The sequence below is a fragment of the Enterobacter cloacae complex sp. HYC033_NIDB genome, assembly GCF_056673335.1.
Window position 1 is genome coordinate 2,687,024 of the sequence record NZ_CP115123.1, and the last position, 18,833, is coordinate 2,705,856.

Annotated in this window: 28 protein-coding genes; 12 read left to right on the plus strand and 16 right to left on the minus strand. The window is 52.3% G+C overall.

The features are described 5' to 3' along the window. Positions 1 to 16 precede the first annotated feature (16 nt). On the minus strand, positions 17 to 1,204 hold the full coding sequence (locus O1721_RS12835; protein ID WP_017384696.1) for a CynX/NimT family MFS transporter: 1,188 nt from the start codon (positions 1,202 to 1,204) through the stop codon (positions 17 to 19). 99 nt (positions 1,205 to 1,303) lie between these two features. On the opposite strand from O1721_RS12835, the gene O1721_RS12840 reads away from it, so the two are divergent. Further along, complete coding sequence (locus O1721_RS12840; protein WP_017384695.1) at positions 1,304 to 2,095, plus strand: AraC family transcriptional regulator; 792 nt, start codon at positions 1,304 to 1,306, stop codon at positions 2,093 to 2,095. Here the strand turns inward: O1721_RS12840 and O1721_RS12845 are convergent. The 3 genes from O1721_RS12845 to O1721_RS12855 all read right to left on the minus strand — a co-directional run bounded on the left by O1721_RS12845 (position 2,079) and on the right by O1721_RS12855 (position 6,015). Then, the gene (locus O1721_RS12845) at positions 2,079 to 2,525 is read right to left on the minus strand and encodes a DUF441 domain-containing protein (RefSeq protein WP_003857881.1); all 447 of its coding nucleotides are present in this window, start codon (positions 2,523 to 2,525) and stop codon (positions 2,079 to 2,081) included. The genes O1721_RS12840 and O1721_RS12845 overlap by 17 nt on opposite strands. Positions 2,526 to 2,631: 106 nt before the next feature. Further along, on the minus strand, positions 2,632 to 4,668 hold the full coding sequence (locus O1721_RS12850; protein WP_023296324.1) for a glycoside hydrolase family 31 protein: 2,037 nt from the start codon (positions 4,666 to 4,668) through the stop codon (positions 2,632 to 2,634). A gap of 15 nt (positions 4,669 to 4,683) precedes the next feature. Further along, complete coding sequence (locus O1721_RS12855; protein ID WP_015570785.1) at positions 4,684 to 6,015, minus strand: glycoside-pentoside-hexuronide (GPH):cation symporter; 1,332 nt, start codon at positions 6,013 to 6,015, stop codon at positions 4,684 to 4,686. A gap of 286 nt (positions 6,016 to 6,301) precedes the next feature. Between O1721_RS12855 and yoaI the strand changes: the two genes are divergently transcribed. After that, a complete protein-coding gene (gene yoaI, locus O1721_RS12860) occupies positions 6,302 to 6,403 on the plus strand; it encodes a small membrane protein YoaI (RefSeq protein ID WP_017384693.1) in 102 nt (33 codons plus the stop codon). A 20-nt stretch (positions 6,404 to 6,423) separates the two neighbouring features. On the opposite strand, the gene O1721_RS12865 is transcribed toward yoaI, so the two are convergent. The 11 genes from O1721_RS12865 to O1721_RS12915 all read right to left on the minus strand — a co-directional run bounded on the left by O1721_RS12865 (position 6,424) and on the right by O1721_RS12915 (position 12,008). Next, the gene (locus O1721_RS12865) at positions 6,424 to 6,924 is read right to left on the minus strand and encodes a YbaK/prolyl-tRNA synthetase associated domain-containing protein (protein ID WP_015570783.1); all 501 of its coding nucleotides are present in this window, start codon (positions 6,922 to 6,924) and stop codon (positions 6,424 to 6,426) included. A gap of 219 nt (positions 6,925 to 7,143) precedes the next feature. After that, complete coding sequence (locus O1721_RS12870; RefSeq protein ID WP_032668752.1) at positions 7,144 to 8,286, minus strand: phage integrase Arm DNA-binding domain-containing protein; 1,143 nt, start codon at positions 8,284 to 8,286, stop codon at positions 7,144 to 7,146. Next, positions 8,261 to 8,524 (minus strand): excisionase, encoded by a 264-nt coding sequence (locus O1721_RS12875; RefSeq protein WP_022650818.1) that lies wholly within the window; start codon positions 8,522 to 8,524, stop codon positions 8,261 to 8,263. Before O1721_RS12875 ends, O1721_RS12870 begins: the two co-directional genes overlap by 26 nt. 35 nt (positions 8,525 to 8,559) lie before the next feature. Next, positions 8,560 to 8,826 (minus strand): hypothetical protein, encoded by a 267-nt coding sequence (locus tag O1721_RS12880; RefSeq protein WP_032668753.1) that lies wholly within the window; start codon positions 8,824 to 8,826, stop codon positions 8,560 to 8,562. Then, entirely contained in the window at positions 8,823 to 9,131 is a 309-nt protein-coding gene (locus O1721_RS12885) for a hypothetical protein (RefSeq protein WP_032668754.1), read from the minus strand. The genes O1721_RS12880 and O1721_RS12885 overlap by 4 nt, the downstream gene beginning before the upstream one ends. 1 nt (position 9,132) lies before the next feature. Further along, positions 9,133 to 9,405: an ead/Ea22-like family protein gene (locus tag O1721_RS12890; RefSeq protein WP_050594991.1), complete on the minus strand. Its 273-nt coding sequence runs from the start codon at positions 9,403 to 9,405 to the stop codon at positions 9,133 to 9,135. Further along, positions 9,402 to 9,605 (minus strand): Lar family restriction alleviation protein, encoded by a 204-nt coding sequence (locus O1721_RS12895; RefSeq protein WP_032668755.1) that lies wholly within the window; start codon positions 9,603 to 9,605, stop codon positions 9,402 to 9,404. Before O1721_RS12895 ends, O1721_RS12890 begins: the two co-directional genes overlap by 4 nt. Beyond that, positions 9,602 to 10,246, minus strand: a complete 645-nt coding sequence (locus O1721_RS12900; RefSeq protein WP_050594992.1) for a hypothetical protein — start codon at positions 10,244 to 10,246, stop codon at positions 9,602 to 9,604. Before O1721_RS12900 ends, O1721_RS12895 begins: the two co-directional genes overlap by 4 nt. Next, positions 10,243 to 10,662 (minus strand): hypothetical protein, encoded by a 420-nt coding sequence (locus tag O1721_RS12905; protein ID WP_050594993.1) that lies wholly within the window; start codon positions 10,660 to 10,662, stop codon positions 10,243 to 10,245. The genes O1721_RS12900 and O1721_RS12905 overlap by 4 nt, the downstream gene beginning before the upstream one ends. Continuing rightward, positions 10,649 to 11,671 (minus strand): chromosome partitioning protein ParB, encoded by a 1,023-nt coding sequence (locus tag O1721_RS12910; RefSeq protein ID WP_032668756.1) that lies wholly within the window; start codon positions 11,669 to 11,671, stop codon positions 10,649 to 10,651. The genes O1721_RS12905 and O1721_RS12910 overlap by 14 nt, the downstream gene beginning before the upstream one ends. After that, positions 11,664 to 12,008, minus strand: coding sequence for a hypothetical protein (locus O1721_RS12915; protein ID WP_225990899.1), 345 nt, complete (start codon positions 12,006 to 12,008; stop codon positions 11,664 to 11,666). The genes O1721_RS12910 and O1721_RS12915 overlap by 8 nt, the downstream gene beginning before the upstream one ends. 385 nt (positions 12,009 to 12,393) lie before the next feature. On the opposite strand from O1721_RS12915, the gene O1721_RS12920 reads away from it, so the two are divergent. After that, complete coding sequence (locus O1721_RS12920; protein WP_159425653.1) at positions 12,394 to 12,840, plus strand: ECs1072 family phage-associated protein; 447 nt, start codon at positions 12,394 to 12,396, stop codon at positions 12,838 to 12,840. A 378-nt stretch (positions 12,841 to 13,218) separates the two neighbouring features. On the opposite strand, the gene O1721_RS12925 is transcribed toward O1721_RS12920, so the two are convergent. Further along, positions 13,219 to 13,851 carry a LexA family protein gene (locus O1721_RS12925; protein ID WP_032668758.1) on the minus strand — a complete coding sequence of 211 codons (633 nt, stop codon included), beginning with the start codon at positions 13,849 to 13,851 and terminating at the stop codon, positions 13,219 to 13,221. Between the two features lie 100 nt (positions 13,852 to 13,951). On the opposite strand from O1721_RS12925, the gene O1721_RS12930 reads away from it, so the two are divergent. From O1721_RS12930 to O1721_RS12970, 9 genes are all read left to right on the plus strand, one after another. Then, complete coding sequence (locus tag O1721_RS12930; RefSeq protein ID WP_032668783.1) at positions 13,952 to 14,155, plus strand: Cro/CI family transcriptional regulator; 204 nt, start codon at positions 13,952 to 13,954, stop codon at positions 14,153 to 14,155. 22 nt (positions 14,156 to 14,177) lie between these two features. Next, complete coding sequence (locus tag O1721_RS12935; RefSeq protein ID WP_032668784.1) at positions 14,178 to 14,732, plus strand: YmfL family putative regulatory protein; 555 nt, start codon at positions 14,178 to 14,180, stop codon at positions 14,730 to 14,732. 163 nt (positions 14,733 to 14,895) lie between these two features. Next, complete coding sequence (locus O1721_RS12940; RefSeq protein WP_044703888.1) at positions 14,896 to 15,102, plus strand: DUF4222 domain-containing protein; 207 nt, start codon at positions 14,896 to 14,898, stop codon at positions 15,100 to 15,102. Further along, a complete protein-coding gene (locus O1721_RS12945) occupies positions 15,065 to 15,991 on the plus strand; it encodes a conserved phage C-terminal domain-containing protein (RefSeq protein ID WP_032668759.1) in 927 nt (308 codons plus the stop codon). The genes O1721_RS12940 and O1721_RS12945 overlap by 38 nt, the downstream gene beginning before the upstream one ends. Next, the gene (locus O1721_RS12950) at positions 15,988 to 16,482 is read left to right on the plus strand and encodes a hypothetical protein (protein WP_032668760.1); all 495 of its coding nucleotides are present in this window, start codon (positions 15,988 to 15,990) and stop codon (positions 16,480 to 16,482) included. The genes O1721_RS12945 and O1721_RS12950 overlap by 4 nt, the downstream gene beginning before the upstream one ends. After that, a complete protein-coding gene (locus O1721_RS12955) occupies positions 16,482 to 17,141 on the plus strand; it encodes an MT-A70 family methyltransferase (protein ID WP_032668761.1) in 660 nt (219 codons plus the stop codon). The genes O1721_RS12950 and O1721_RS12955 overlap by 1 nt, the downstream gene beginning before the upstream one ends. Further along, positions 17,138 to 17,461, plus strand: a complete 324-nt coding sequence (locus O1721_RS12960; protein ID WP_032668762.1) for a LexA family protein — start codon at positions 17,138 to 17,140, stop codon at positions 17,459 to 17,461. Before O1721_RS12955 ends, O1721_RS12960 begins: the two co-directional genes overlap by 4 nt. Further along, positions 17,458 to 17,847, plus strand: a complete 390-nt coding sequence (locus O1721_RS12965; protein WP_126498266.1) for a RusA family crossover junction endodeoxyribonuclease — start codon at positions 17,458 to 17,460, stop codon at positions 17,845 to 17,847. Before O1721_RS12960 ends, O1721_RS12965 begins: the two co-directional genes overlap by 4 nt. Continuing rightward, positions 17,844 to 18,833: a DUF968 domain-containing protein gene (locus O1721_RS12970; RefSeq protein WP_032668763.1), complete on the plus strand. Its 990-nt coding sequence runs from the start codon at positions 17,844 to 17,846 to the stop codon at positions 18,831 to 18,833. The genes O1721_RS12965 and O1721_RS12970 overlap by 4 nt, the downstream gene beginning before the upstream one ends.

The window sequence follows — 18,833 nt, forward strand, 5'->3', positions numbered from 1 at the left end:
GGGTCTGCCTTGAATGTCAGCGGGGTGTGATCTCCCGGTCACGCCCGGCAAGCATACCGCATAACGCCATCACCACTGCGGCCAGCGCGCAGGCGAGCAGCGGAATGCGCCAGTCTCCGGCGGTATCATGAATTTTCCCCATCAGCGGTGGGCCACAGGCCGCCAGAAGATAGCCAATCGACTGTGCCATGCCGGAGAGCGCCGCGGCCTGATGGGCCGAGCTGGCGCGCAGCCCGATAAACGTCAGGCCGAGGATCATGGTGGCGCCGGATCCAAAGCCAAACACCAGCGTCCAGACGACGGCCAGCCCCGGCGCGAACCAGAACCCGGCCGCGCTGACGGCGCACATCAGGGCGACTAGCCCGGCAATGCCACGCTGATCGTTAAGACGGTGCAGGATCAGCGGAATGGCGAGACCGGGAACCGCGGTTGCCAGCTGGAGAAGCCCGTGCATGGAGCCAGCCTGCGTTTCGCTGTAGCCATGGCTAAGCAAAATCGCGGGTAACCAGCCGATAATGACGTAGTAAATCAGCGAGTTAATGCCCAGAAAAAGCGTCACCTGCCAGGCGAGCGCCGAGCGCCAGATAGCCCGATTGTGCAACGCGCCCGCTCCGGTCAGGGTGGCGGCCGGCTTCTGGCGCCATTGCGGTAACCACAGCAGTAGCGCCACCAGCGGGAAGAACATCAGCATCAACAGCGCCCCGTGCCAGCCACCACTCCCCAGCGACAGCGGGACGATCAGCGCCGACCCTGCGGCAGCAGCGGCTCCCATCGTCAGCGAATAAGCCCCCGTCAGTTTTGCGACCTGGCCCGGAAAATCACGTTTGATTAAGCCAGGTAACAGGACATTGCCCAGCGCAATCCCACAGCCCACGATCGCCGTACCGATAAACAGCAGCGAGGCCGACGGCAGCGAACGTACGCCAATCCCGATGCAAATCAGCAGCAGAGCGATAAAAAGGCTGCGCTCCATGCCCAGGCGCCGGGCGACGCCTGCGGCAAGGGGAGAGATAAAGGCGAAGGCCAGCAGAGGCAGCGTCGTGAGCAGGCCGGTTTGCGCCGTGCTTAAACCATAGTCCTGTCGGATGGTATCGAGCAGGGGGGCGACACCGGTAAAGGTGACGCGCAGCGTCGTGGCAATCATCAGGATGCCTGCAATCAGCAGCGCACCCTGTTTCCCGGAAGGTTGAATAGCAGTAGTCATTATTGTCTCTTACGTTCAGGCGAGCGCATACCATACCGATTTAAGTCGTGGTTGAAATCAGGCTAAAATGACAGTTTATCGCTAATATCGGACAACTTTATGTACGGACTGGGGCTCGATGGCTACGATCCCGATAGCCAGCACGACGCGGCGGTGGCCTTTCGCATCCGCGTGGTGGCACAGGAACAATATATTCCGCTGCATCAGCACCGCAAAGGGCAGCTGATTATGGCGCTGGGGGGAGCGATCACCTGTGAAGTGGAGAACGCGATGCTGATGGTGCCGCCCCAGTATGCGGTGTGGATCCCGGGACAAACGCCGCACAGCAACAAGGCGACGCCCGGCGCGCAGCTCTGTCTGCTGTTTATTGAACCCGGTGCGCTCGAATTGCCGACGCGTACCTGTACGCTGAAAATATCGCCCCTGGTTCGGGAGCTGGTGCTGGCGCTTGCGGACAGGTCACGGGAGGAACTGCCTCTTCCCGCTACCGGAAGGCTGGTTGACGTCCTGTTTGATGAACTGCCCCTGCAACCGCAGGAGCATCTACAGCTGCCGGTATCTCCGCATCCAAAAATTCGCCTGATGAGTGAGACCATGGCAAACGAACCTGCCGCCTGGCAGACGCTGGCGCAGTGGGCCAGCCACTTTGCCATGAGCGAACGCAATCTGGCGCGGCTGGTGGTGAAAGAGACTGGCTTGAGCTTTCGCCGCTGGCGGCACCAGCTCCAGCTGATTGTCGCATTGCAGTTTTTGATCGGCGGAAAGTCGGTTCAGCAGGCGGCGCAGGCGCTGGGGTATGACTCCACCACCGCCTTCATCACCATGTTTAAGAAAGGACTGGGACAGACGCCCGCTCGCTATATCGCCAGCCTGACTACGACTTCCCGATAAACAGCGAAACCAGTCCGGCAGCAATCAGCGGGCCAACCGGCACGCCACGAAACAGCGCCACGCCTAACACGGTGCCCACCAGCAGCCCGGCCACCAGTGAAGGCTGGCTGCTCATCAGCGTCACGCCGCGCCCGCCAAGCCATGAGACAAAAACGCCCACCGCAATCGCCACCAGCGATTTCCAGTTTACAAAGGAGTGCAGCAGCGTTGAGGCCGGTAGCGTTCCGCTGGCAATCGGGGCCATCACGCCGATGGTCAAAATAATGATCCCGATGGTAAGCCCCTGTTTTTCTATCCACGGGAAGAAGGTATTCAATGGTGTGACGCGAACGATGATCAGGACCAGAATGGAAATCGCGACGGTGGTGTTGTGGCTGACAAAACCCAGAGCAGCCAGGGCCAGAAGTATGAGCAGAGTAGGGTCGAACATGACGGGATCCTTGCCAAAAATAGTAAGCCTGCTTACTTTACGCGCAAACGCGACGGCAGGCAGGCTTTACTGAAAAAATTGTCTATTTTTGGGCACTTGCCTGACGTCAGTCCACCAGCTGCTGGATAAGTGGACTTCCTTCGCGGATAAACACCGGGATGGTTTCCAGCGCCGCAGGCACCCGGATATGCTCCCCACCGGCGTAGCGCTCACCGTTGAGAGCGACCCAGCTATTGCCCGTCGGCAGCCAGACATTGCGCTCACGCTGACCGGCCTGCATAACCGGCGCCACCAGAAGATCTTCGCCAAACAGATACTGATCTTCACACGCCCAGCTCTGCTTATCCTGCGGATAGTGCCAGAACAGCGGACGCATGAGCGGGTCTCCGTGCAGATGAGCCTGCTGGTACAACGCGTCAATATACGGGCGCAGGGTTTCGCGCACGGTAAGCCAGTGCTGCATGATGGCGTAATTCTCTTCTCCGTAACTCCACAGCTCATTAGGCGAACCGCTGTTACACTGAGGAATGCCGTCACGGTAGCGCTCCGGGGGCTGGATCTGCGGTTCGCGATAGCCGTGCATGCGCAGAACCGGTGTAAACACCGCCCACTGGAACCAACGGATCAGCAATTCGTGGAACGCCGGGTCGTTAACGTTCCCTCCCTGGAAGCCACCGATATCGGTTGTCCACCATGGGATCCCCGCCAGCCCCATATTCAGTCCCGCGGCGAGTTGATTGCGAAAAGCATGGAACGAGGAGTGAACATCACCCGACCACGCCAGCACGCCGAAGCGCTGGCTGCCTGCCCAGGCGCAGCGTACCAGGTTAACAATGTCCGTTTCGCCGTTTGCCTGGAGCCCATCGTAAAAGCCCTGCGCAAAGTCACGCGGGTAGCGATTGCCCACTTCCAGCACCGGACCGGCGTGGTAGCGATAGTTGTCAAAATCATAGGCGCGGTATTCCGGTTCGGCTTCGTCCAGCCAGAACAGCTTAATGCCCATGTCGTAGTAATTTTTCTTCACCGTACCCCAGACGAATTTCCGCGCCTCAGGATGGGTCGCATCAAAGAAGGTGGTATTGCCCATAAAATCGAGGTTGACCTGCACGCCACGTTCACTGCTGACCAGCCAGCCTTTGGCTTTCATCAGCGGGTAGAGAGGGCTGCGCGCCTCTACCGTTGGCCACACCGACACCATCAACGCAATACCCATTTCGCGCAGCTCGTCGACCATCCCTTCAGGATCGGGCCAGTCTACGGGGTCGAAGCACCAGGTGCCCTGATTCGGCCAGTGGAAAAAGTCGATGACCATCACCGACAGCGGCAGATTACGGCGGCGATACTCCCGCGCAACCTCCAGCACCTCCTGCTGGGTGCGGTAGCGTAATTTGCACTGCCACAGCCCGCTGATAAACGCCGGGGCGGAGGGCGGAGTACCGGTGGCTTTCACATACTGGCGGGTGATATCCGCCACCGTGTCGGCGGCGGTGATCCAGTAGTCCATTTCTCCTGTGACGCGGGCGCGCCATTCCGTCTGATTTTTTGCAAAGCTGGCTTCACCAATCGCCGGGTTGTTCCACAGCAGGCCATAGCCAAGGCTGGACTGCATAAAGGGCACGCTGGCCTGGGAGTTGCGCTGCGCCAGTTCCAGCGTACAGCCTTTCAGATCCAGCCACGGCTGTTGATACTGACCCATGCCATAGATGCGTTCATCCGGACGCGATTCAAACCGGACGGTGAGCTGATATTTCCCCCCCATTAGCGGCTTAAATTCGCGGCCATCCAGCTTCAGGGCGCTGACATATTTATCCTGGCTCTTCTCGCTGGCACCGATACCCACCGTTGAACGCTGGCGCCACATCTCTTCCAGCAGCAGTTCGCCGCGCTGATTGTAGAAGGCCAGCTGTCCTTTAAGATTCAGCGTCGCGGTAATATTGCCGTTGCGCAGCGTCAGGCTTTCCGCTTCGGCGACAATCTCAGCCTGGCAAGGGGCGGCGGGCAACAGTGCCTGTAAGGCGTCATCAAAAGCCGGGGAGCAGGTGGCCCTGACGCGCAGGCTGTTTTCACCCCACGGTTCAATACGCAGGGTCTGGCGTTCAAAACGCCATTCGATACTGTTGGAATGTTGGATCAGCTCACTCATGGAAAACGCGTCCTTCTAAACAGGGTGTTTGGCAAGATGGATGGATTGCATTGTGCTGTCGTCGAGCTTGTACCAGCGCAGCGTGGCAAACGCGCAGAGTGACAAGACGCCAGGCACGACGGTGAAGAGGGCGATGATGCAGTACATGGCCGTGGTGGTCTGTTCCGGGGCGTTGGCGACATAGCCGCTTAAGCCCAGCGTCCAGCCAACAATCGCGCCGCTGATCGCCATTCCCAGCTTGAGTACGGCGAGGAAGGTGGAGAAGATCACGCCGTCCATCCGTTTCCCCTGTTTCCATTCGCCGTAATCGGCGACGTCCGCCATCATTACCCACATCAGCGTGGTGGTGGCCTGGTAAAGGGTGGAGACGATAAACGTCATGGGCACCAGAATAAGCACTGACTTAGGCGCAAAGAACAGGGCGATGCTGAGTACCCCCGCCAGTACGGAACAGTATCCAAACATCTGCACTTTGCTGACGTTCTGCGTCAGACGTTTGGCCAGCGCACTGCCTGCGGCTTTCCCGAGAATATGCGCCCCGAGCATCCACATAAAATAGCTTGCGCTACCGAGATAATAAGTGACGAAATACATCATTGCGCCAAGGCGAATAACGCCAAAACCAATGTTGGTTAATACCAGGACGGCGACAACCCGCCATTGGTCGTTTCGTAATAAATCCCGCAGTTCCGCAAGATAATTATTGTGGGTAGCGGGAGCCTTAATACGTTCACGCGTATTGGCGAAGCAGATCCAGAACATGATGACCGCGATGGTCGCCATAATGGCCATCGCCCAGCGGTAGCCCAGTAATTTATCATCGCCGCCTAAAAACTCTGCGAGCGGCATCATAAAGAATGTCGACAGCGCGCCACCCAGCGTGGCCAGGAAAAAACGATAGGACTGGAGGGAAATTCGCGCATCGTTGTCGGGCGTGATCACCGCGCCCATGGAGCAATAGGGAATATTGATTGCGGTGTACATCAGCATCATCAGGGTATAGCTGACGGTGGCGAAAATCATTTTACCGTGCAGATCGAGCGACGCCGGCACGGCGTAGGTCAGCAGACAACTTGCGCCAAAGGGCAGCGCCAGCCACAGCATCCAGGGGCGGAATTTGCCCCAGCGCGTGCGCGTCCTGTCTGCGATATAGCCCATCGCCGGGTCTATTATGGCATCGGCGGTTCTCGCCAGAAGAAACATGGTGCCCACGAATGCGGCAGGTAGCCCCACCACGTCCGTATAGTAAAACGTCAGAAAAATAATGACGTTATCCAGCCCAATATGGCTCGCCATATCGCCTAACCCATAACTGATCTTTTCTTTACGGGTAATTATTTCGGTCATTGTATTCACCTTGCCAGTGTAAGGTTTATTTTTGAGGTGCTCCGTAAACAGGGTTAACCATGATGAAAAGGTTAACAATTGCGAGATCTGGCATCGGGGTTACGTAAATTTCTTTTCGTGATACCGGTAACAAATAAAGTATTTAAACAGTGACTTTATACGGTGGAGGATAGGTAACAGCGAATCGTTTCAGCGAAAAAATAGTCATTTCACGGACGCGTCATTGTCATTTAACTGTCATTGTGCGGGGGTAAAAAAGAGGCAAATGGGCAAAGCAGAGGGCATCATGAACGATCCTATGTTTGTCGAAACGCTGATTATCTCCTCATCGTTTTTTATTATCGCCATTATTTTGATTGCTTCCGTGCTGCTGCTGGAAAACGGCTGACCGTTAGCCAGCCGCAGTATTTATTGTTTACGGAACGTCACCAGTTCAGGACGGGCGATACGCAGATAGTCCTGGGTGTCCATAATCACCGACTTTTCCAGCAGGCCGGCGTTAAAGGCGATCTCATCGAAGCGCTCAAACAGCAGCGGATCGGCGACCAGCGTCAGATCCGGATGAAAGCTGAAGGGGGGAATGGCGCCGAAGACGCAGCCGGTAAGCGCATCCACTTCAGCCGGACTGGCGAGAGAGGCCTTTAGCCCACCGAAATGACTGGCCAGAAGGCTCAGATCGGCCTGCCGATCGGCGGCGAGGATTGCCAGAATATGTTTCTTAACACCGTTGCCTTTTACCTTGCAGACCAGTGCTTTTGCACCCTGCCGGAGATCGGTCCCGCGAATTTCACTGACCGCTTCGCATTTCCCAACGGCCTCATGCGCCACCACGCGAAAGCGCGCCTCCTGCTCGGTTAATAAGCTGATTAGCCGCTGATGGGTCGTCGTCCCGATCACGTCATCAGACATAACGATTTCACCTGTGATTTGCCAATACGTAGCTTGCTACATTAGCACGGGACGGAGAGGGCTGAAAGAAAACAGCCAGCGGGTGCGCTGGCTGTTGGGTCATGCGTTGCTGGTGGACGACTGTTTCTGGAGCAATTCGCTAAAATGTAAGTGACTGAATCTAATTAATAAAAATCCCTCCCCAAAACATCCCCAAAATAATTCTCCAAAACCCCCTGTCTAAATCACAACTTTTTTCCATTCTAGACCACGGTCATCTCCATACATTACGCTCATTGCTTCGGTTTTATGCCCTAAAAGAGTTTTGACATCTATACCCTGAGCTTTGTATGTTCTTGATGAAAGCGAGCGCTGTTCATGAAACGGCGGGAGGGCAGTGCAATCCTTTGGCCAGGTAATATTTGCTTTATCTCTTGCCTCCTTGAAATATCTTGATATTGTTTTTTCGGGAACGTGAGATCCTGCTTTACCGTAAGCGTGATGCTTAACGTGATGTATCAGATAAGGACTCACTACTCTATCGCGACACTTACGGATAACATCAGCCAGAGTCAATCCGATTGCATCGCACCTTAAATTTAAGGGGATAGCTAACTTCATTCCGGTTTTATTTTGGGTAACATGAAGGTGGTTATCCCAAATGTCACTAAATTTCATTTCAACTATGTCACCTATTCTTTGCCCTGTTACTAAAGCCAGAAGCATAGAATTTTGAGCGCAAGGCGGCAAAGAGCCTGCGCTTTCAAAAATCAACTTCCATTGTTCAATGCTAAGTCTGCTTCGTTTCACTTTGGCAATGGGATTTTTTACAGCCAAGGCTGGGTTGTAGCCAGGATCAACCTCGCCAGCATGCTGGGCCTCTTTGAACACGTCGTTTAGTACGCTTCTTATCAGTTGGCCCATTCTGTGCTTTCCCTCTGCCTTATACTCATCAATTATTTTTGCAATGAGTCTTGTATCTACATCTTTCAGGCGAAGGTTTGGAACTCTGTCTGCGAGGATCTGAGAACATAATCGTCTGGATTTTACAGTAGGTTTTTTTATCTCCCCGTCGCGCAGCCTATCCATCTGAATTTCTATGTATTTTTTAATCCACTCAGAAACACGTATGCCTTGATCCTTTTTGCCTGAGTTCTTCATTGCCATATCAATCAGGGCATATGATTGCTGAGTTTCTTGTTCTGCGGTTATACGGTTCATCTCGATTGCAGCAGCTTTTGCCGCTTCATCATCTGTTCCGAATCCAATAAATGAACCTGTTACAGGGTGGCGATATTGCCAATATATTTTTGAAGTACGCTTATCTAATTTACAGTAAAGGTTGGGTATTTTGACATTATGTTTTCTGGGGCGAGCTGCCATTTATTGCTTTCTCCACTAACTGGCGGGCCTTGTCTGATAATGATGAAGAAATATCAACACTGCCAACCATGCCAACAAAACGAGCATCTTCATCTATAACCCAGCGTCGACCTTGCTTTAAGGCTGGCGGATAAGTCTGCTTGGTCTTTGCTATTTTGTTTAATGCTGAGTTGCTTAATGGATATTTGAATCCATTAGGACCAGATGCCCACTCATGAAGTGTTACTAACTGCCCCATGCGTTTCTCTCCACTTAACCGGCTGCACCCGGTGTTTATTTCTGCAATTTATCCTTCATGCTCTTAACTGTTACCGTAAGCAGATCGATATCCATAACTTTGCCATGAATTATTTCAGCTATCCGCTCAACGATAGCGCGGTAGTTTGTTTGTTCTGCTTTACCATAAAGTAGCGATGCCAGAGCAATCTTCATCGCCTCAAGCGCCATGGCCGCGTCTTCGTTTACTGCGCCGGGAGTTGCATCGCGCTCTTCTTCAAGCTCCGCGATGGTCTTCAGGAGCCATTCTTTGGTTAATGTCATGGGTTGCTCCATTCATCTTCAATCGCTACGCCAAGGCGATGCAGCCAGTCAGCCAGTTTAAGCATTGATTCCCTGTCGCTTAGTCCGCTGGGGAAATCGTCCAATGCGACAACGGGTTTGAATGCACCATAGCGATCGCGATCGATAGTAACGTATTGCTCTAGGGTTGTTTTGCTAACGCTGGATGTGTGCCTTACGAGATACTTTGAAAACCTGTCCCGCGTGTCAGTGTCATATTTGTACTCAACAAGTGTCATGCAGCTGCGCCGTGAATCTATGCCGAGTAAGTCGAGCAAGTTAGCCATATCACTCTCCTTTAGCGGCTGCGGCGACGTTGATGCCAGCATCGGCTAAAGCAGCATTAACTTCCGCCTCTGGATATGCATAGATAGACCGGTGCGCATCCATGAAATCTCGACGATGTAAAACACTAATGGGCTTAGGCAACTTCACCTCCCGCGCCTCCAGCTCAGCAACCCGCTTGTCTTTGGCTTCCAGCTCATCCAGCAGCGCCAGAATGTCGTCATCTCCATGTTTTTCGGCGGCTTTACGTAATGCGCGTTTGTCGATGTTGCTCATTGGGCGGCCTCCCCTACACGTTTATTCCATGCAGCAATCGCCATGTTGATTTTGTTCGCTCCAACCATCTGAGCAGACTGCGCGTCGCAAGAATGGCAGCGAACAATTGCCGACTGGTAAGGGCAATCCTCTTCGTACTGCGCGAATGCCTCTACATCTTTGCTGCCGCAGAATGGGCAAGGTTTAATTTGACCGCTCATTGAGCATCTCCCTGACGTTTTGTGGTCCACGTTACAGTGTGTTCTGCGGTAAGCGTGAAGGAATGACCGCATTCATCGCAGGTTAGCTTGTCGCCATCAGCGTCATAACTTTCCTCGGTATCAACTTTGGCATTGCACCATGGGCATTTGGCCTCATCTTCGCTGAAGTAATCCCACTCGTTGTAATCCGAATTATTCTCAACCCTCGCAAGAGCCTCAGTGCGAATTTTTTCCTCTTCTGCTTCATGGCATAAATGGCATGTCCAACCCCAAAAACCATTAGCATCACGAGAACCCCATACACCACCACCGATATCATGCTCACTTCTGGGTGGAATGGTGATGGCGTCTTTACGGTTAACTCCGCAGCATTGGCAGCGGTCGTGTTCTTCACAAACTACATACGACATCTTTTCGCCGTTCTGATTGCAGTGTCCGCAGCCATTAACCCACATCCAAACGCCTCTCACTTCCAGAGCGTAAAGGTGCTTTTCTGGGGGCGTTAGCGTGATTTCCGGTTCGTGGGTAGTGCCACCAAAAAGCTGCGTGCTACCAGAACGAGTTCTGTTCATGCCTGTTTTCAGGCGATCGTCATTGATTGGTGAAACGATGATTTCGTTTTTGTCTGTACGGTTGCTCATGACTGCGCTCCTTTGCGAATTTGGGCGGCGAACTCGCGGGCATCATCACCGCTGATATCTGCATGCATCTCTTTGGCGAACATCTCCACCCCCTGCGCCATTACATCAGCCAGGATAACTTCGGTTGCTGGGGTTTTAACGTCGACCAGCATTCGAACGCTTTCGACATTCTCCGGATCGGTTGATTGCTGCCATCTGATAGTTGCGTCAATCGCAGCTTTAATCCCCGCATTCTCCGCAGCCAGCGCCGCAGCTTCATTACGAACCTTACGCAGTTCCAGAACAGCTACCTGCACTGCATAAGCGAACAAAGCAGCAGGTCGATCACTCACTTTTTCACTGTCTCGTTGCATGTTGACTGCAATAGTCATCAGTTCATCCAGCTGTTTGCCGGTCATTGGTTTATTGGCTGTCATGATTTTGCTCCTGCTGCAATTTGTGTTGCTTAACGAAGTAGGCCACTGCCTTTGACTGGCTGGTGACAATCCCATTAAGGATGACGTTCTTACCGCGATAGATTTGCGCTTTCCCGATCTCATTACCTTCAAGTCTGACGTAAAGAGTTTTCCCTCTGATCTCAGTTTCAGGGACTGGTTGTGACAGGCGGTAAGTTTCACGCGCTTCGGCAATCGCTTTATGTTCGTCCATAATCGACAGCGCCTCGGCCAGTGCACTCCCTTCAAGAGTGAAGACGCCTTCATCACTGATCGTGGCCTGAGCCATCAGCTCAACGAAACGGCGCGCGTTCTTTACACTCAGCTCCGGCGCGATAGAGCTACGGGTTACTTTCGATTTACCCTGAGCAGCCGCTACAGCTTTATCATGTTGGAGTACTTTCCCGGCCTGTTCGCCATACTCCATAACGCGATCAACCGCGACATCGACTGACACAGCACCGGATTTAACCTCCTGCTGAACGTCATGGTTCGCCGTACTGAGGAGCAGCAGCTTCTCGACGGTGGCCACAGACTTATTCACCAGCTTTGCTATCTCGCTGGTGGTCTGGTTAAAGGCGTTATGTAGCTCCTGAATAACAGCTGCCTGTTCCATATCGGATAGCGGAAGCTGGTTATTACTGGTCATGATGCGCGCCAGGCGCTGAACATCGCTACCGTTGAACGGCATGATGTGGATGCGGTCTACTGGCTTACCAGCTTCTGCACAGCGCGCATAGCAGCGACGCCGACGGTGGCCTTCAACAACCCACACTCCACCTTCATCACGGGCGATAACCTCCAGCGGGGGAACGGAGCCACCATTCATCAGAAAGTTGAAAAGGTCATCATCTGCCTGGCGGGTACGTTCATCATCTTCGCGTTTGTTGAAACCTTCCCGCACATGGATTTGGTCGAGGCTGATGAACATCCCGGTATCGGTGCGCTTGATGGTCCCGTCACGGGTCATTTGCTTGAATGAGTTAGCCATTGTTGGTGACCCCTTCAATATCTTGTTTGCATTGGCTGCTGTAGGCCTTGTGTAATGCACCAGCAGCCACAGAAACCAAAGACGAAAAATCACAAACTACAGTTTCGCCTTCAAGCAGCTCCGAATTAGCTATGGTGGTTAAAGCTTCAATTAATGCCTTGCGTTGGCCCATCGCTTCACAAAGCGCGACGCTGGTGATATCGAGACGGTTAGCAAGCTCATTCATAAGCTGAGCTGATGCAACTGGCAGGAACTTAGCGGCGATACGTGCCGCCTCGATCAGCTGCTCTCTGGTCATGCGTGGTTGTAACTCGGTGACGTTCTGTGTGTTCGTCATGGATAGTTTCTCCGTGTTATGAGCGCTCTGCACAGCGCTGAATTTTGGTTGCACGAATCCCTCGCCGGTTGGCGACAAAAAATTAAGGGGGTTCGTTTTAGTAAGCACCCAGCCAGGGCACTTAGTGAAACGGGCGGCTGCCACCGCCAGTTAGCTTCTCCACAATTGGAAGCGCGTTCTCCTGAGTTGATTTAACGACTACGGCCTCTCAAGTTGAACGCTGAACGCGCTTTCAGTTGTGTAAAAGGGGCGGTCGACATTAAGGACATTCAAAACTGCCGACCGCCAAGACTACACACAGCAATCAAAACTTTGCCTGTCTTTTCACCACATCAGGCTCGGTGGTATTCTTGGAGTTCTCACACAGCCAAGAAGGGTAATGCTCATGATTAACGGATTTGGTCACCTATACTCCGCAACGGAGCAGCACATTGCAAAAATCAGAGAAATCAAAACCATCGGTTTTGTTGACTCTAACGAATTATCTAAAGTAACTAATCGCGCCGTTCAACTGTGCGTCCTCGACTTATTGCTTGCTGCACATCGCAATAAGCATGAGACCACGATTAACAAACTCCCCGGCGCTAAAGCTCTCCACCACAAACTTCTTCAGAAATATAACTGGCCACTGTCAGAGATTCGCGCGATGAGCCTTTCAGATGTTTTTATCGCACTTCACGATGAACTATCACTCGAATCTCTTGAGGGTCAGGCTAAAAGCTACTTTTCAACAATGATTGCCGGGAGATACCCAGTTACGTTTACTGATTTTATCGATGAGGAGTGGGATCCTGATCTGGCCGAAAAACTTCTATTCGACTCTGCGCAGTAGCCTCTTCAATTTGTGTATTCAGGATAGATAATTGTTTTTCAATTTCGGCTTTAGTGAGAACCAGACTCTGAAGCCGCCTTACTGCCTCAACCTTTTTCTCCATCCATCCAAAGATCTGCTCATCAGACATTCCACTTGCGTCGATAACTGGCTCTCCTTCGGTAGCCCCTACCTTCTGATAAATGAATCCAGCTTTTAAGCTAACTACACCCTTTGATTGCTCGCTCATGTTGATTACTCACAATGTTCGCTGCTGATGGATTCAATATTAGACGTCTTACATTTACAGTCAAGTTAATTTTGTAAGTTTGCTTACTATTGTTTTTTGAGTACTAAAAAGCCCGCGCGAACGGCGGGCTTGTAAGGGTTGGGCTTGGTCTAAAGATCAATGATTATTTGCTTAACTATACCAATTAGATTGGTTTCTTGGTTCACCTCAATGGGTTTGAACGCCGGATTTAGTGGAATCAGGTACGAAAAAGGGGGATCTATCGCTAGTTTTTTTAAGGTCGCCTCACCGCCAGAAACCGTTTGAGCCACGACAATTTTACCGTTTGCTTCATCCACGAAGCCGAACTCGGGCTCAACAATTACAATAGAACCTTCAGGAATACTCAACTCCTGACTGGAAGTCATTGAATCCCCTTTAACCCTCAAAGCAAAGGCTGAATCGGAAAGCTTGCGAGTCGTTTTAACTTGCTCATTGCTTGGATTGCCAATTACTTCAGTCCAATTGCCAGCTTGCACCCAGGATATCAGAGGGACCTCTCTGGCAGACATTAAGTTGATGTTAATGCCATTTTCGATATCGCCTGAACCAAAAACCAACCACTCCGGCGAACACTGAAGGCACTTACACACCAGTATCAAGTTTTCACCAGAAAGTTTAGTTAAATCACTTTCCCACTGGGTCACAGCAGACGCGCTTACTCCAGCCCACTCAGCGACATCGCGCTGGGTTAGTTTTTTCTGCTTTCTTCTGAATCTCAGTCTGCTGCCAACGGTATCCATATAATCTCCTCGGAATGCACGTTAGCAATCTTACATTTTATTGACGTAAGTATGCTGTCCATATACGATGTAAGAATGCTAACTAATGAGGATTCAAACCATGCATAAAGGGACAGTCGTCGACTACTACGGCGGCATTTCTAAAACCGCAGCTGCCTTAGGGGTAACTCACAGTGCCGTTTGTCAATGGGGAGAGGTTATTCCAGAAAAACAGGCTCTTTACATCGAAAGAATTACAAACGGGAAGTTGAAATACGACGCCTCTCTCTACAGCAAATTTAACAATTCTCAACACAAGCAGTAACCACAGAAAGGAGGATATGACCGTGGGTAAAGAACCTGAATGGAAAGTTGAGAAGCAGCCCGCCTGGCTGGTGAGCGCAATCAGGAAGACGATTGCCGCTTTGCCAGGCGGATACGCTGAAGCGGCGGAGATTCTGGACGAAACCCAGAATTCACTCTTTAACCGCCTTCGTGCTGGTGGTGACCAGATCTTCCCAATGGGCTGGGCACTGGTGCTTCAGAGCGCTGCTAGCGTGAGTTATATCGCTGACGCGTTCTCTCGTGAAACTGATAACGGTATTCACGTTCCCGGCGCCGTGCCAGATGATGAAAACGAAGAGATTGGCCTGAAACTGGCCGAGCTGGTGGGGAGGCTAGGTGAGCTGGTCAACGCATACCGTCATTATATCGAAGATGGCGTAGTTGACCGGAGCGAGTGGCAAAGTCTTAACGATATCGCATATCAGTTCAGGGTCACTCTCATGACATTCCTGAACCTTATTTCCCGTGTTTATTGCCTTCCAGAAATGGGTGAGGCCCGCGAGTGTGCAGCTCCGGGCCCCTTGGCGTGTCGTATCAGTGGAGAAACTAACGCATGAACAGTTTAACGGTAAACAACCGTCTCCCGCAACTCCGTGGTATTCCCGTTGTTGGAACCTCGTCGTTTCGGTATGAGCGCATGGTATCAGGCCGCTGGGTTCCATGTAACCACAGCAGGGCTATGGCGATTGTGGGTGTCTGGCGTCGGAAGGGGAGAGCGCTATGCGAGAACTTAACCGGCGTTTCAGAGATCACTATGGCGTCCCGGTGCGCGTCATCAGATGGGAGCCCGAGACTCGACGCGTTATATACCTTCGCGAAGGGTACGATCATGAGTGCTTCAGCCCTCTTGAGCAATTCCAGCGTAAATTTACAGAGTTAAAGGACGATCATGAGCCTGTTAATGCCATCCCGCCCGATAGTGATTAACCCTGACCTTGCGTACAGCATTGGGCTGAACGAGGCCATTGCGTTGCAGCAGGTTAATTACTGGCTGAAAGAAACCACCTCCGGACTGGAGCGTGACGGCGTGCGCTGGATTTACAACACCAATGAGCAGTGGCTGGAGCAGTTCCCGTTCTGGTCTGAATCCACCCTGAAGCGCACATTCACCCGCCTGAAAAACCTTGGCGTACTCAAAGTTGAGCAGTTGAATAAGTCTCAGCGCGACATGACGAACTATTACACGATTAACTACGAAAGTGAGCTTTTAGATGAGGTCAAAGTGACCAAATCGAAGAGTTCAAAATGCACTCTTCCATCAGGTCAAAATGAACCGATGGAAGAGGTCAAAGTGGAACGTTCCATCGGGTCAAAACGAACCGCTCTCATCAGGTCAAATTGCACTGATGTTCTTACAGAGAATACAACAGAGAATACTACAGATATTAAAAACCCTATTTGTCCGGTTGCGCCGCAACCAGACGGTGATGTGTTGATTACCGATCAGGCTAAACAAGTTTTAACCCACCTGAACCAGGTGACCAGTTCGCGTTATCAGGTTTCAACAACCTCGCTGCAAAACATTCGCGCCCGCATCGGGGAGGGATTCACCGTTGAAGAGCTGTCGCTGGTGGTGGACTACTGCAACGCCAAGTGGAGCGACGATTTAACAATGGCGGCCTACCTGCGCCCACAAACGCTTTTCCAGCCAACGAAGTTTCCAGCTTACCTGAAGTCCGCTACCAACTGGGCGAATGCCGGAAGGCCAGCGCGTGTTAACGGGAAGTGGGAGCGTGAGGATGGAATCTTCAAATCCAGCTTCCAGAATACCGACTACAGCAAAGTCCCGGCGGGCTTCAGAGGAGCGAACTCATGAGCCTTCTGAAAGATATTCAAATATTTATCGCTGATAATCCTGGTTTAACGAACAAACAGATCGCAGCTTCGATGCCTCAATACGACGTTCACGCTGTTCAGCGCGGTGTATGTCATCTGGTCAGACTGAATCGCGCAACCCGCCAGCATAACGGCAAGTGCTACCAGTATTTTGCCAAAGCACCGGGTGGTGACGTTAGCGAGGGGCGTTCTGCACTAAAAATTAACCGGGCAGATACACCCGCTGTATCAGAACAGGAAGAAGCGCCGAATCCAGCTGTAACCACGATGATGGATAAGGCTCAGGACCTGTTTGAAAAAGGGCTCTACCTGCGTGCGGCCACCGTTCTGATGGATGCCTTCAATCGCTCCAAGAACGAAGAGCAGCGAATGAAGATACTGATTGAGCGGCAGCGTTGCCTGAGCATGGCACCGAAAGTGAAAGCACCCTCTGATGCATGGTGTCTGGCTGGCCGAGCGAGGAATGTCTGATGAAATATTCACTGATTTATGCCGACCCTGCGTGGGAATACGGGAATACCATCAGCAATGGCGCTGCAAATAACCATTACGGCACGATGAAGCTTATCGACATGAAACGCCTCGCGGTTTGGGACCTGGCTGCCGAGGATGCAGTTCTGGCTATGTGGTTCACCGGTACGCACACCCGAGAGGCTATCGAACTGGCTGAAGCGTGGGGCTTTAAGGTCCGCACGATGAAGGGCTTTACCTGGGTTAAGTTCAACCCACTGGCAGAGCAGCATATCAACAAAGCACTTCAGGCAGGGTGTGTGGAGGATTTTTACGACTTCCTCGACCTGCTGAACGTACAAACACGCATGAACGGCGGGAACTACACCCGAGCCAATACCGAAGACCTCTTGATCGCCACCAGGGGAAATGGACTTGAACGCAAGTGCGCCAGCATCAAGCAGGTTATTTACAGCCCACTCGGTGAGCACAGCCAGAAGCCAGCAGAGGCGCGTTTCCGTCTGGAGAAGCTTTACGGTGACGTCCCGCGCATCGAACTATTCAGCCGTTGCGGTGCGCCTGGCTGGGACCACTGGGGAAATCAATCTGAATCACCAGCTGTTGAGCTTATACCGGCAGTTGCCGTTCCCATGAAAAAACAACAGGAGCGCGCCGCATGAAACCTGAATTAACGCCGCGTCAGAATGAAGTGTTTGAAGCTATCAAGGTTCATATCGAAAAGGCAGGCTTCCCACCTACGATGCTGGAGCTTGCCGGATTAATTGGCTGCGCATCACCGAACGCTGCTGTAGCGCACGTGAAGTCGCTTAAGAAAAAAGGTTACATCACTGTTGCTCCTGGCGCTGCCAGGGGCATTACCGTCGTCAAAACGGAATGGGATGCAGATCCAGTGACGATCATCAAAGACCTGCTATCCGGTGGAGATAAGGCCAGAGATAACGCTGTTGAATGGCTGAAAAAACAGGGAGTGACGTTATGAAACTGGTGCTCCCGTTCCCACCGAGCGTAAACACTTACTGGCGAGCCCCAAACAAGGGGCCGTTAAAAGGCCGCCATCTTATCAGCGAGAAGGGCAGGGCATGCCAGAGCGCGGCATGTGCTGCGATCATTGAGCAACTGCGTTGCCTTCCAAAACCATCATCATCACCAGCTGCGGTGGAGATCCTTCTCTTTCCACCAGATGCCCGCCGCCGCGACATCGACAACTACAACAAGGCGTTGTTTGACGCGCTCACGCACGCAGGCATTTGGGAGGATGACAGCCAGGTGCAGAGAATGCTGGTGGAGTGGGGACCTAAAGTGCATGGCGGAAGGGTAGAAATATCGATAACCAGGCATCAACCAACAATGGGGGGAATTGGGTGAGAGCCATACTGACGCCTGAAATTGCGCCGATGTCCGGGGTGGTTCTGTTCCGCCCTGGTACAGAACTGCTCTGGCTATTCCGTCAGGGAAGGGTAGTTATTGAGCCACCATCCGAAGCCATCCAGCATCTGCCATCTGGATTAATCCCTGAAGCCCACCAGCCTCTTACTGACGATGCCAACATGCAGGCTATTTTCGTTAACGAGAGGGTCATTCAGCGAGCTGGTGGATTGAGTAGCCTTGATGCCTGGCTGGAGAGAAAATTTGAATGTCAGTGGCCTCACACTGACTGGCATGCCAGTGACTTTACGGTTATGCGCCACGCTCCGGGGAGCATTCGTCTTTGCTGGTCGTGTGATAACCATTTACGTGAGCAAACCACTGAAAGACTTGCAGGAATTGCCATGCAGAACCTGGTAAAATGGCTGCTGGAAAGGGTAAATATTGATTTAGGTTTCAGCGCTGACCACACTCTTTCGCTTCCTGAGTTCTGCTGGTGGATGGTACGTAACGATCTGGCTGACCTTGTTCCTGAATCAGTGGCGAGTAAAGCACTCAGAATCAAGCCAGAACCGCACAGTTCAGTGATGAGGGAAAGCGACATTGTCCCGTCATTACCGGCTACGCAAATCTTTCAGGAGAAGGCAAAAAAGATAGTGGCGGTGAAGGTCGATCCTGAAACGCCGGAATCTTTCATGCTGAGGCCAAAGCGCCGACGCTGGGAAAACGAGAAATACACCCGCTGGGTGAAGTCGCAGCAGTGCAGTTGCTGCAATAACCCAGCAGACGACCCCCACCACCTGATAGGCCACGGGCAGGGTGGAATGGGTACTAAGGCGCATGACCTGTTTGTGATACCGCTGTGCAGAGCGCATCACGACGAGTTACACGCTGATCCTGTGGCATTTGAAGCGAAATACGGCGACCAGTTAACGCTGCTGTTTCGGTTTTTAGATCGTGCGCTGGCAATCGGCGTACTGGCGTAA

Excerpts from the sequence above, each read along its gene's own strand:
- O1721_RS12835 (WP_017384696.1), bottom strand. The coding sequence starts at position 1,204 with ATGACTACTGCTATTCAACCTTCCGGGAAACAGGGTGCGCTGCTGATT.
- O1721_RS12840 (WP_017384695.1), top strand. The coding sequence starts at position 1,304 with ATGTACGGACTGGGGCTCGATGGCTACGATCCCGATAGCCAGCACGAC.
- O1721_RS12845 (WP_003857881.1), bottom strand. The coding sequence starts at position 2,525 with ATGTTCGACCCTACTCTGCTCATACTTCTGGCCCTGGCTGCTCTGGGT.
- O1721_RS12850 (WP_023296324.1), bottom strand. The coding sequence starts at position 4,668 with ATGAGTGAGCTGATCCAACATTCCAACAGTATCGAATGGCGTTTTGAA.
- O1721_RS12855 (WP_015570785.1), bottom strand. The coding sequence starts at position 6,015 with ATGACCGAAATAATTACCCGTAAAGAAAAGATCAGTTATGGGTTAGGC.
- yoaI (WP_017384693.1), top strand. The coding sequence starts at position 6,302 with ATGAACGATCCTATGTTTGTCGAAACGCTGATTATCTCCTCATCGTTT.
- O1721_RS12865 (WP_015570783.1), bottom strand. The coding sequence starts at position 6,924 with ATGTCTGATGACGTGATCGGGACGACGACCCATCAGCGGCTAATCAGC.
- O1721_RS12870 (WP_032668752.1), bottom strand. The coding sequence starts at position 8,286 with ATGGCAGCTCGCCCCAGAAAACATAATGTCAAAATACCCAACCTTTAC.
- O1721_RS12875 (WP_022650818.1), bottom strand. The coding sequence starts at position 8,524 with ATGGGGCAGTTAGTAACACTTCATGAGTGGGCATCTGGTCCTAATGGA.
- O1721_RS12880 (WP_032668753.1), bottom strand. The coding sequence starts at position 8,826 with ATGACATTAACCAAAGAATGGCTCCTGAAGACCATCGCGGAGCTTGAA.
- O1721_RS12885 (WP_032668754.1), bottom strand. The coding sequence starts at position 9,131 with ATGGCTAACTTGCTCGACTTACTCGGCATAGATTCACGGCGCAGCTGC.
- O1721_RS12890 (WP_050594991.1), bottom strand. The coding sequence starts at position 9,405 with ATGAGCAACATCGACAAACGCGCATTACGTAAAGCCGCCGAAAAACAT.
- O1721_RS12895 (WP_032668755.1), bottom strand. The coding sequence starts at position 9,605 with ATGAGCGGTCAAATTAAACCTTGCCCATTCTGCGGCAGCAAAGATGTA.
- O1721_RS12900 (WP_050594992.1), bottom strand. The coding sequence starts at position 10,246 with ATGAGCAACCGTACAGACAAAAACGAAATCATCGTTTCACCAATCAAT.
- O1721_RS12905 (WP_050594993.1), bottom strand. The coding sequence starts at position 10,662 with ATGACAGCCAATAAACCAATGACCGGCAAACAGCTGGATGAACTGATG.
- O1721_RS12910 (WP_032668756.1), bottom strand. The coding sequence starts at position 11,671 with ATGGCTAACTCATTCAAGCAAATGACCCGTGACGGGACCATCAAGCGC.
- O1721_RS12915 (WP_225990899.1), bottom strand. The coding sequence starts at position 12,008 with ATGACGAACACACAGAACGTCACCGAGTTACAACCACGCATGACCAGA.
- O1721_RS12920 (WP_159425653.1), top strand. The coding sequence starts at position 12,394 with ATGATTAACGGATTTGGTCACCTATACTCCGCAACGGAGCAGCACATT.
- O1721_RS12925 (WP_032668758.1), bottom strand. The coding sequence starts at position 13,851 with ATGGATACCGTTGGCAGCAGACTGAGATTCAGAAGAAAGCAGAAAAAA.
- O1721_RS12930 (WP_032668783.1), top strand. The coding sequence starts at position 13,952 with ATGCATAAAGGGACAGTCGTCGACTACTACGGCGGCATTTCTAAAACC.
- O1721_RS12940 (WP_044703888.1), top strand. The coding sequence starts at position 14,896 with ATGCGAGAACTTAACCGGCGTTTCAGAGATCACTATGGCGTCCCGGTG.
- O1721_RS12945 (WP_032668759.1), top strand. The coding sequence starts at position 15,065 with ATGAGCCTGTTAATGCCATCCCGCCCGATAGTGATTAACCCTGACCTT.
- O1721_RS12950 (WP_032668760.1), top strand. The coding sequence starts at position 15,988 with ATGAGCCTTCTGAAAGATATTCAAATATTTATCGCTGATAATCCTGGT.
- O1721_RS12955 (WP_032668761.1), top strand. The coding sequence starts at position 16,482 with ATGAAATATTCACTGATTTATGCCGACCCTGCGTGGGAATACGGGAAT.
- O1721_RS12960 (WP_032668762.1), top strand. The coding sequence starts at position 17,138 with ATGAAACCTGAATTAACGCCGCGTCAGAATGAAGTGTTTGAAGCTATC.
- O1721_RS12965 (WP_126498266.1), top strand. The coding sequence starts at position 17,458 with ATGAAACTGGTGCTCCCGTTCCCACCGAGCGTAAACACTTACTGGCGA.